Annotated in this window: 10 protein-coding genes; 3 read left to right on the forward strand and 7 right to left on the reverse strand. The window is 51.0% G+C overall.

Annotation, left to right across the window (positions count from 1 at the left end; all coding sequences use genetic code 11):
- Positions 1-77: 77 nt before the first annotated feature.
- The 3 genes from L3J94_08430 to nadC all read right to left on the reverse strand — a co-directional run bounded on the left by L3J94_08430 (position 78) and on the right by nadC (position 3,578).
- Positions 78-1,790, reverse strand: coding sequence for a proline--tRNA ligase (locus L3J94_08430; GenBank protein MCF6218765.1), 1,713 nt, complete (start codon positions 1,788-1,790; stop codon positions 78-80).
- Positions 1,791-1,954: 164 nt separating this feature from the next.
- Entirely contained in the window at positions 1,955-2,410 is a 456-nt protein-coding gene (locus L3J94_08435; GenBank protein ID MCF6218766.1) for a hypothetical protein, read from the reverse strand.
- Positions 2,411-2,732: 322 nt separating this feature from the next.
- Complete coding sequence (nadC, locus tag L3J94_08440; GenBank protein ID MCF6218767.1) at positions 2,733-3,578, reverse strand: carboxylating nicotinate-nucleotide diphosphorylase; 846 nt, start codon at positions 3,576-3,578, stop codon at positions 2,733-2,735.
- Positions 3,579-3,753: 175 nt separating this feature from the next.
- Between nadC and L3J94_08445 the strand changes: the two genes are divergently transcribed.
- From L3J94_08445 to clpB, 3 genes are all read left to right on the forward strand, one after another.
- Entirely contained in the window at positions 3,754-4,248 is a 495-nt protein-coding gene (locus tag L3J94_08445; protein MCF6218768.1) for an ankyrin repeat domain-containing protein, read from the forward strand.
- Positions 4,249-4,286: 38 nt separating this feature from the next.
- Entirely contained in the window at positions 4,287-4,964 is a 678-nt protein-coding gene (locus L3J94_08450; GenBank protein ID MCF6218769.1) for a 1-acyl-sn-glycerol-3-phosphate acyltransferase, read from the forward strand.
- Between the two features lie 191 nt (positions 4,965-5,155).
- Positions 5,156-7,738: an ATP-dependent chaperone ClpB gene (clpB, locus tag L3J94_08455; protein MCF6218770.1), complete on the forward strand. Its 2,583-nt coding sequence runs from the start codon at positions 5,156-5,158 to the stop codon at positions 7,736-7,738.
- On the opposite strand, the gene rnt is transcribed toward clpB, so the two are convergent.
- From rnt to L3J94_08475, 4 genes are all read right to left on the reverse strand, one after another.
- Entirely contained in the window at positions 7,735-8,373 is a 639-nt protein-coding gene (gene rnt / locus L3J94_08460) for a ribonuclease T (protein MCF6218771.1), read from the reverse strand. The two genes, clpB and rnt, sit on opposite strands and share 4 nt — an antisense overlap.
- A 10-nt stretch (positions 8,374-8,383) precedes the next feature.
- Entirely contained in the window at positions 8,384-9,415 is a 1,032-nt protein-coding gene (pyrC, locus tag L3J94_08465; protein ID MCF6218772.1) for a dihydroorotase, read from the reverse strand.
- 192 nt (positions 9,416-9,607) lie between these two features.
- Positions 9,608-9,760 (reverse strand): hypothetical protein, encoded by a 153-nt coding sequence (locus L3J94_08470; protein MCF6218773.1) that lies wholly within the window; start codon positions 9,758-9,760, stop codon positions 9,608-9,610.
- A 2-nt stretch (positions 9,761-9,762) separates the two neighbouring features.
- Positions 9,763-10,395: a ParA family protein gene (locus L3J94_08475; protein ID MCF6218774.1), complete on the reverse strand. Its 633-nt coding sequence runs from the start codon at positions 10,393-10,395 to the stop codon at positions 9,763-9,765.
- Positions 10,396-11,089: the final 694 nt, after the last annotated feature.

Genomic DNA, 11,089 nt, shown 5'->3' on the forward strand with positions numbered 1-11,089 from the left:
ACGAAGTCTTAATGTTACCGAATGCTTGAATAGAAACAAGAGTTAGTTGCTACTCCTGATGCCTACACCTCAAATTATCAGGCGGATAGCTGGCTTAACAGCTGGTGTGTGATCTCTTCCAGGCTAACATCACGACTCTCGCTATCTTGTCGTGCCTTGTATTCAACGGTGCCTGCTTTTAAGCCTCGCTCGCTAATGACAACGCGATGGGGGATGCCTATGAGATCCATGTTTGCAAACATTACGCCGGGTCGCTCTTTACGATCATCCAGTAACACATCAATTCCAGATTTCATCAATGCCGAGTAGAGCTGCTCGACACTCTCTTGTACCAAGGCTGATTTTTGCATATTGATGGGGACAATGCCCACCTGAAAAGGGGCGATTGACTCGGGCCAGATAATACCTCTGTCATCGTTGTTTTGCTCAATTGTCGCCGCGACGATGCGTGAAACGCCCATGCCGTAACAGCCCATGAGTGGCGTGGTGGCTTTGCCCTTCTCATCCAGCACCGATGCCTTGAGCGCTTGGGTATATTTATCACCCAACTGAAAAATATGCCCCACCTCAATACCGCGTTTAATGATCAGCTTGCCTTTACCGTCGGGGCTGGCATCGCCTTCGGTTACATTTCGCAGATCCGCTACCATGGGCTCAGCCAAGTCACGCCCCCAGTTTACGCCACTCAGATGTTTTCCATCTTGGTTGGCACCACAGACAAAATCAGCTGACTGAGCGGCACTGTGATCAGCAATCAGTGTAATTTTCAAGCCAACAGGCCCCAGTGAGCCACGACTGCAATTTGCCGCCTGTTTGATCTCTTGATCCGATGCTAGGGTGAATGGGCTGGCGACTTGTGACAGTTTTTCTGCCTTTATCTCATTGAGTGTATGATCACCGCGCACCACTAAAGCGACAACTTCGCCCTCCTCAGCACCTTTCACCAGCAAGGTTTTGATGATTTGAGTGGCGGGTATTTTCAGTAAAGCAGCGATTTCATCGATGCTCTGGCTGTGGGGTGTCTCAACGGTGTTCATGGGGTGTGTGGCGGCGGCACGCTCAGCTGTCGGTGCAACCGCTTCGGCCATCTCAATGTTGGCGGCGTAGTCACTGTCGCTGCTAAAGGCGATATCATCCTCTCCTGACTCCGCTAATACGTGGAACTCATGGGAGACTGAGCCGCCAATGGCTCCCGTATCTGCCAATACGGCACGGAAGTTGAGGCCGATCCGCTCGAATATACGGCAGTAAGCGCTATGCATTAGCTCATAAGTCTCTTGTAGTGATTTAGAGTCGACATGGAAGGAGTAGGCATCTTTCATCAGAAACTCACGGGCACGCATTACCCCAAAGCGCGGGCGGCGTTCATCGCGGAATTTTATTTGCAACTGATAAAAAATAGCTGGCAGCTGTTTGTAGCTATGCAGCTCACTGCGTAGCAGGTCCGTAATCACCTCTTCGTGGGTGGGGCCAAAGCAGAAGTCACGCTGGTGGCGATCTTGAAGGCGCAACATTTCGCCGCCCATCTCATCCCAGCGCCCTGATTCCTGCCAGAGTTCAGCCGGTTGTATCGTGGGCATGAGCAGCTCTTGGGCGGCAACGCCATTCATCTCTTCGCGGATGATGGCCTCTACTTTTCGTAATACTCTTAGCCCCATGGGTAGCCAGGTGTAGAGGCCTGAGGCGAGCTTTCGAATCATGCCTGCTCGTAGCATTAGCTGGTGGCTGATAACTTCAGCTTCAGCAGGGTTCTCTTTGAGTGTGGCAAGCAAAAATTTGGAAGCGCGCATAGATTGGTCTGATTACCTTTAAATGAAGTTTTTCAGTTGTTAGCGGTAGATTATAGCCCAGAGAGGGGTGTTGTCTGGATAAAAGCGGGCCGCTGTTGTACAAACGCCCTTTTGTCAGGGAGACAAAAGGGCGCTCTGAACAAGTCGAGGCGTTTTATACTGACTTACTCAACAACACTCACCTGATCGACAAAGATGATCTCATCGAAGGTTTTGCGGAGTGACTTACTGGTGAAGTTGCTCATCGGTGCGCCGCCAGCCCAAGCGATGGTGTCACCGGTTTTAACATTGACCGGAGAGGCCGCTATCCAGGTGTTTTTACCATTGAACTCGATCTCCATGTAGGTATAACCTGCGGCGTGGGTCACGCTGATAACCTCTGCCTGATATTGATGGGCTGGTGCCGCTTGTGAGGGGGTGTGCCCCGGCATGGCTGGGTGATCTGCCGAATGACCACTGTGGTCGCCCATGGGCGGGTGAGCGGGTGCCGGTGTCGCAGGTGCAGCCTGTTGTGTTGGCGGCTGTGTGGCTGGGTCTGCGGTTGTTTCTTCGGCCTGCTCAGAACAGCCTGCGAGTAATACCAGGCAAGAGATTGCAATAATGCTTACAGTTTTTTTCACCAATCTTCTCCAAAAGATGAGTTATTGATCATTAGAGTCTTTTTGCTAGATTTTACTCTTCGCATAAATATCTCTACGAGGTTCTTTATCCCGGATATTTCATAAACGTGTGCAAAGACCGCTTAGGGTATTGGTTTTACAGGTAAGCTTCCGAAAGATATCCGTATGAGTGATTGCGGACGACAGAGGGAATATTTCCTGTGGAATCAATAGACAAGTGAGACTGTACATAGTTTATGAATTATTCGGGTTATATACAATGCGTACTAAAATTTAACACGATTATGATATCAGCGCATTACAAAATGGCTTAAGGGTGCCTCTATGGCTCATGAAAGCGCATCGAAAGATCGACCGCATTGATGTTTTTGGTAAGTAGTCCAACCGAGATAAAATCCACGCCGGTGCGGGCAATGCCCTGCACCGTTTCGAGGTTGACACCGCCGGATGCCTCCAAGTGGCAGCGCTGGGCCGTAATTGAGACGGCTTTTTGCATTGTGGCAATATCCATGTTGTCGAGCATGATGGTATCGGCATTGCTCTCAATCGCCTGTTGCAGCTCGCCAAGGCTCTCCACTTCAACTTCAACCTTAATGCCTGGGGAGAGGTGACGCGCTTGCGCGACAGCGGCTGCAATGGAACCGGCAGCCATGATGTGGTTCTCTTTGATCAGAATCATATCGTAGAGGCCAATGCGGTGATTGTGGCCACCGCCGCAGGTCACCGCATATTTTTGTGCTAAACGTAAACCGGGGATGGTTTTTCGTGTGTCGAGAATCTTACACGCTGTATCGGTAATCGCGCTAACGTACTGTTGTGTCAAGGTGGCGGTGGCGGAGAGGGTTTGCAAAAAATTCAATGCGCAGCGTTCGCCACTGAGAATGCTGCGGGCAGCCCCGTGCAGTGTACAGAGCGGTTGGTTGATCTTCACCCGCTCGCCATCGGTGGCGTGCCAGGTGATTTGTACCTGCGGATCAAGCTGTAAAAAGGTTTCATCAAACCAGGCGCAGCCACTGAGGGTGGCGTTATCCCGGCTGATAACCGTTGCCGAGCACTGCTGTTGTGCCGGTATCAGCGCGGCTGTTAAGTCGCCACTGCCGATATCCTCACGCAGGGCACGGTTCACATCATCGTAAACAGTGCTGGGCAGGGGGGCGGGCTTAGGCATCTTTAGGCTTCACTTTGACTTCTATTTGCCGCACACAATAATGATACATGACGGGCATGGCAAGTTTTTAAAGCGGCTTATTGCTCACTAAAAGAGGTTTGCGGTTGATCGGGATTAGGGTATTACTATTGCCTGTCTATGTTTATGTGGTTAAAAAACTGAGGGTCAAGGGGCTGTGTTAATAAAAACGATGGGTATACTGTTGGCAATGTTCGCTATTTTGATGGTTAGTACCGCTACTCAGGCAGTTGAGCCGGAAGCCGAAATATTTGCCGCAGCGACTCAAGGTAGGCTCGCTGAGGTGAGGCAGTTAATTTTGGACGGTACGCCTGTGGACGGTGTTAACGCCCAGGGGCGCACCCCAGTGATGGGCGCGGCCTTTTATGGGAATCTGCAAATGGCCGAATTGCTGCTCGCTGAGGGGGTGGACATTGCTCGGGCTGATAATCAAGGGATGACGGTGTTGATGCTGGCCGCTCAGTCGGGTAATCCTGAGCTGATCCGGCTGCTGGTTGCCAACGGTGCTGATATGACAGCTGAAAATAGCGCCGGACAGACCGCAGAGCAAGTAGCCAAAATGCGCGGGCAGGCGACGGTCGTTGCTCTACTTGAGGCGTTAAAGAGTGCGGCCAGTGAGGCGGCGGATAATAAAAGTAACAAGAAGAAGTAACCCGTAACCTATTGCCCGGATAATGAAGTAGCCAGCGTATGTTTTATCTTTTCTGTTTCGTCACACTCAGCCTGTTGCTAGCGGTTTTTTTTCTGGCTCGCCAGCGGGCTATTGTCGACTGGCAACACCCTTGGTTAAACTGGATGGATGGTCTTAATCGCCTCTATTGCCACCGCTTTCACCGCATACATAACCAGATGATTACGCTGCCGGAGCAGGGCGCAGCTATTGTGGTGGCTAACCATATTTCGGGGCTGGATCCACTGCTGTTGTTGGCGACGAGTACCCGGCGGCTGCGTTTTTTGATTGCATCAGAGGAGTATGAGCGTTTCGGCTTTACCTGGCTCTATCGTTTGGGGGGCTGTATTCCAGTGGACCGTCAGGGTCGACCCGAAATTGCCTTTAAATCTGCATTGCGTGCCTTGGCTGAAGGGGAGGTGGTGGCGCTCTTCCCCCAGGGGCGTATACAGCATCCGCATGAGAGCATGACACGGCTGAAAAGTGGTGCGGTGCGCCTAGCCTATCTGAGTGGTGCACCAATAACACCACTGCATATTCAAGGGGTACGGGGTGCCGGTGATGTTTTTCTGCCGCTGTTTCTGCGTGGACGTGTTGTGATTCAGCAGTATCCATCGGTTGAGGCGACAAGAGAGCAGCGAAAAGCTGTTTTGCAGCGCATTACTGACTGTATCAGTGGAGCCACTCCCAGTCATTAAACACTCAAATACTTCACCCGGCATCTACTCCAATAGATTCTGTTTTCCGATCATGTTTTCCTTGCTGGAATGAAGGCTGTTTTTCGCGCAAAGTTCTCCATTCGTATATAAAAATATCAATACACCTTGAAGTCCTCTGAACGAACCCTATTAAGGGATTAATCAAGAGTAAATGTTGAGGAATAGAACACATGAGAACGGATAAATTCACCACTAAATTTCAGATGGCTTTGGGTGATGCGCAGAGTCTGGCTGTCGGTGCTGACAATCAATATATCGAGCCGCTGCACTTGATGGTAGCGCTACTGGATCAGGAGGGTGGCGCGACGCGAAACCTGCTGTTGAAATGTGATGTTAATGTGAATCTACTGCGTTCGGCACTGGGTGACGCGATAGATCGCCTGCCGCAGGTGCAGGGTACTCAGGGGGAGGTTCATCTCTCGAGTGATTTAGCACGTCTGCTCAATGTGTGCGACAAGCTGGCACAGCAACGTAAAGATCAATACATCTCCAGTGAGCTATTTGTATTGGCTGCGGTGGAGGATAAGAGCCGTGTCGGCGAGCTTTTGCGGAAAAATGGAGCCACCAAGCGGGGTGTTGAGCAGGCGATTGATGATATGCGCGGTGGTGAAAGTGTTAATGATCCCAATGCGGAAGAGCAGCGCCAAGCGCTGGAAAAATTTACGGTAGATCTCACCCAGCTTGCAGAGCAGGGTAAGCTGGATCCGGTGATTGGTCGTGATGATGAAATTCGTCGCACCATTCAGGTTTTGCAGCGCCGCACCAAAAACAATCCGGTGCTGATTGGTGAGCCAGGAGTGGGTAAAACCGCAATTGTTGAAGGCTTGGCTCAGCGCATTGTTAATGGCGAAGTGCCAGAAGGGATTAAAGGCAAGCGGCTGTTATCTCTGGACATGGGGGCGTTGATTGCGGGTGCTAAATTCCGTGGCGAGTTTGAAGAGCGCCTTAAGGGCGTGATGAGTGATCTATCCAAAAGTGAGGGGCAGGTGATTCTCTTCATCGATGAGCTGCACACCATGGTGGGTGCAGGTAAGGCAGAAGGGTCGATGGATGCCGGTAATATGCTGAAACCAGCACTGGCGCGGGGTGAGCTGCACTGCATCGGCGCAACGACGCTGAATGAATATCGTGAGCATGTGGAGAAAGATGCCGCGCTGGAGCGGCGTTTCCAGAAGGTATTGATCAATGAGCCTTCAGTGGAAGATACCATTGCCATTTTGCGGGGCCTCAAGGGAAAATATGAAGTGCATCACGGGGTTGAGATTACCGATCCGGCGATTGTGGCTGCGGCCAGCCTTTCGTACCGCTATATTTCTGACCGCAAACTGCCTGACAAGGCGATTGACTTGGTTGATGAGGCGGGTAGCCGTATTCGCATGGAGATCGACTCCAAACCTGAGAATATGGATCGCCTGGAGCGCCGCTTAATTCAACTTAAAATAGAGCACGAAGCGCTGGTTAAGGAGAGTGATAACGCCTCTAAACGCCGCCTTGCGGATGTTAAGCAGGAGATCATTAAGCTTTCTCGTGAGTTCTCGGAACTGGAAGAGATTTGGAAAGCAGAAAAAGTGGCGTTGCAGGGAACCCAGCACATCAAAGAGGCGTTGGAACATGCGCGAATCGAGCTGGAGACAGCGCACCGTGCCGGTGATCTGACGCGCATGTCGGAGTTACAATATGGGCGCATTCCCGAGCTGGAAAAACAGCTGGAGATGGCGGCTCAAACAGAGACGCGTGATACCAAACTGATTCGTAACAAAGTAACGGATGAGGAGATTGCCGAAGTTGTCTCCAAATGGACAGGGATTCCTGTTTCCAAAATGCTAGAGGGTGAGCGAGAAAAGCTGTTGAGCATGGAGGATAATCTACGCAACCGTGTGGTGGGTCAACAGGAGGCACTCAAAGCGGTCTCTGATGCTATACGCCGGTCGCGTGCCGGGCTCTCAGATCCCAATCGACCCAACGGCTCTTTTCTATTTTTAGGGCCAACCGGGGTGGGTAAAACCGAACTCTGCAAAGCACTTGCCGACTTCCTGTTTGATACTGAAGAGGCGTTGGTGCGTATCGATATGTCTGAGTTCATGGAGAAACATTCGGTTGCGCGCCTGATTGGTGCGCCTCCTGGGTATGTAGGGTATGAAGCAGGTGGCTATTTGACCGAAGCGGTACGCCGTCGACCCTATTCCGTGTTACTGCTGGATGAGGTGGAGAAGGCGCACCCGGATGTTTTCAACATCCTGTTACAGGTGCTGGATGATGGTCGACTAACCGATGGACACGGACGCACGGTAGACTTTCGTAACACCGTCATTGTGATGACCTCCAACCTAGGCAGTGCGCGGATTCAAGCGTTTGCCGGTGAGAAAAATTACGATGAGATGAAAGAGGCAGTAATGGAAGAGGTGTCGCAACATTTTCGCCCCGAGTTTATCAACCGTGTCGATGAAGTGGTGGTGTTCCATCCGCTGGCTAAAGAGCAGATTAAGTCGATTGCTGATATTCAGGTCGACTACCTGCGTCAACGTCTGGCTGATCGTGATATCGCCTTGAAGCTGAGCGATGCGGCGCTGAGCAATCTGGCAGATGCTGGTTTTGATCCAGTCTATGGTGCACGGCCACTGAAGCGTGCTATTCAGCGCTATATTGAAAACCCGCTGGCGCAGCAGATCTTAAAAGGTGAATTTGTTGAAGGTGATACCATCGAAGTGGACTTCAGGGAGGGTGAAATGCACTTTGAAAAGGCAGTCACCTAGTTCATATCAATGGCGAAGTTTTCAAAACTGCGTGAGAGTGTATCCCAGCGGTTAATGATAGTGCAAAACAGCTCTGCGGTGCGCTCGGTATCATAGAGTGCACCGTGGGCCTGGCTATCATCCCATGAGAGCCCTGCGGCCTGTACCGCTCTGGCCAACACTGTCTGACCATAAGCGAGCCCGCCTAAGGTGGCGGTATCAAACGTACCAAAATCATGAAATGGGTTGCGCTTTATATTGTTACGAGCCACTGCGGCCCTGAGAAAGTTCAGATCAAAAGCGGGGTTATGCCCCACCAATATGGCACGGCTACAGCCGCTGTTTTTCACCTCTTTACGCACCATCGTAAAAAGCTTCTCGATGGCATCATTTTCATGGATCGCATTACGAAACGGGTGGTAAGGGTCAATACCTGTAACATCCAGTGAGGCCTGCTCAATATTCGCCCCTTCAAATGGATTAACATGACAGTGGATGCTCTCTTTCAGATGAATATCACCGCCATCATCCATATCCAGTGTGACGGCAGCAATCTCTAAAAGCGCATCCGTCTGATGGTTGAACCCACCTGTTTCTACATCCACAACAACCGGTAAAAAACCACGAAATCGCTGAGTAATCGCTGATTTTGACATATTTTCCCTTTTACACTACTTGCCAGTTAACGGTTTTACCTGCCCGAAATGGCACAATAGTGCTCCCTGTCAATGGCAACACTTGCGCCATTTGCCAGCTGTTTTTTTGTAAAGTGATCGTGTCACTGTTGCGGGGAAGGCCGTAGAAGTCCGGCCCGTAATGGCTGGCAAATCCCTCCAGCTGTTTGAGTGCATCGGCTTGCTCAAAAATTTCGGCGTACCACTCAATGGCCGCCGGCGCGGTAAAGATGCCAGCGCAACCACAACTGTTCTCTTTATTCTCTTTGCTGTGTGGTGCACTGTCGGTGCCAAGGAAAAACTTGCCAGACCCGCTGGTCGCAGCCTCAACCAATGCAATACGATGCCGCTCTCGTTTGAGAACGGGTAGGCAGTAGTGATGGGGTTTAATGCCACCCACCAGCATGTCATTACGATTCAGTAGCAGATGTTGCACGGTGATAGTGGCGGCTACGTTTTCTCCAGCGTGGCGAACAAAGTCAGCTGCATCGGCAGTGGTAATGTGCTCAAACACCACCTTGAGCTTGGGCATCCGTACAATCAAAGGCTGTAATACGTGATCAATGAAGCGTGCTTCACGATCAAAAATATCAATTTCAGCGGCCGTCATCTCACCGTGAACCAGTAGCGGAATACCACACTCAGCCATCATCTCCAGTGCCGGGTAGATATTGGCAATATCGGTAACACCGCTATCTGAATGAGTGGTCGCCCCCGCAGGATAGAGCTTACAGCCGTAGATCAGTCCACACTGTTGTGCCGCAATAATATCTTCCGGGCGGGTGTTATCGGTGAGATAAAGCACCATTAACGGTTGAAACGAGCTGCCTTCCGGTAGCGCCTGTAAAATGCGCTCACGATAGCGCAACGCCTGCTGCGTATCGGTTACCGGTGGCATGAGATTGGGCATAATGATTGCGCGGCCAAAAACACGCGCCGTGTGTGGAACAGTATCATTAAGCACCGCACCATCGCGAAGGTGCAGGTGCCAGTCATCTGGGCGGGTGATGGTTAGTCTGTCCACAAGGTTCCTTTAAGGCTGTTTGGTTGATGCGACAAGAAAACAAGCTTTTGATGCGCTAGAGAAACTGAAGAGTTGCCCCATAAAATGCTTGAAATTTAAACGCCCTTTATGAGGCTTTGACGCGCTAACTAACGGGTGCTAACAACGCGATGTCAGTCAATTATGCGCTCATTTATTTTAATTTAGAAGGCGCTAATCCGGCCAGGTACGCTTGGAGGGCAGTGGTGGCGGTGTTGCCTCTGGTGTGGCGGGTTGGGTTGTTGCCGTGGTTTTTCTTTTTTTCGGCTCTGCTTGTTGTGTTTTGATCTGACGCACACTATTGGCCAGTTTGTCTTGTAGCTTCATGGTTATAAAAGCTCCTCTATGATGGATTCAATTTCCTGGGCGGCAGCCTTGCCTTGTTTGCCAAGGCAGAAGACGCTGGCACCTTCAATGGCGGAGGTTCGGTAAATTGCGCGGCGGCGCAAGCCCCTCTTGAGTGAGGGTATGTCGAACTCATCCAGTGCTTGTTGCATTGCGCGGGAGAGCGCACTGCGTGGCTCTTGCTGATTGATGACCAAATAGGCCTGTAGCTTGGGGTTGCCCAGTTTAGCCTGCTCTACGGTATCGGCCAGTCGCACGCTAGCCCACAGATCTATGGGGGAGGGTAGAACGGGTATCAGCAAAGTGTTGGCGGCCTGCATCGCGTGCCTGACGGTTTCGCCCTCAAGGGTAGGAGGGCAGTCGATGACAATGTATTGATAGTCTTGGCGAAAGCGGTTGATTTCGTGAGCCAAATTGCCCGCAATGGAGATGACAGAGACCGGGAAGGGGCGGTTTTCGGGGGCCAGTCCGGTCCACTGTCCTGCTGATCTTTGTGGGTCGGCATCGATAATAAGGGTGCGGCCACGTTGTGCCAATCCGGCGGCAAAGTTCATGCTTAGGGTTGTTTTTCCGGTACCCCCTTTTTGATTGGAAATTGAAAATACTTTTGCGGACATACCCTCTACCCATTTTTGTCTGTGGTAGCGAGTTTAGCATGAGCTTTGCTGTTGGGGGCACCTCTAAATAACTCATGAATGCACATCTTGAGCTTAAAGCCTGCCGCTTGTGCATTGCAACGCCTCGCAATAGCCCGCTACAAGGTGTAGTTGAGCTAGCTCGAGAGAGGGTGCCATGGATGGTTGTCTACTCGTCTTGGCCAGCCTTCGAGGGCGGTGGCTTGAGGGAACGATTTGAAACCCAGTACGGCTGCACAGCGCTCCGTCATTTTAAAGGTAGCGGATATCGCGCAGGCAAAAGATGTTTTTATGCAGCATAAACGGGCAGTGATGAAGTTGTTCATGGTATCGAGTTCTTAGTGTCAAGTGGTCATAAGCCTTGAGTTGTGCGCCCATTGGGTATTGCCGCTTATCATCATGCAGCTAGAACGCAGTGGTGGCAGTGGAGCTAACCACTACAAATCACATAGAGCCAATAAATTTGGCGGCCATTCGGTTTCTCTCAGAATGCTTCTTTATATGTTGGGCTATTTTAACCTATCTTGGGTGGCTAAGTCCGACAGCCTCCTAGTACTCCTCCAAGGTGATATTGCCTAATACGGAATTGCCATCATCAATTAACACTTGTCATGAGTGATGCACGGATAAAGTTGCTTCAGTTTTATTCGTGCATCTTCTGTCGTAAAGCGCCAAT

This window comes from Gammaproteobacteria bacterium (genome assembly GCA_021647245.1).
GTDB lineage: Bacteria > Pseudomonadota > Gammaproteobacteria > RBG-16-57-12 > RBG-16-57-12 > JAFLJP01.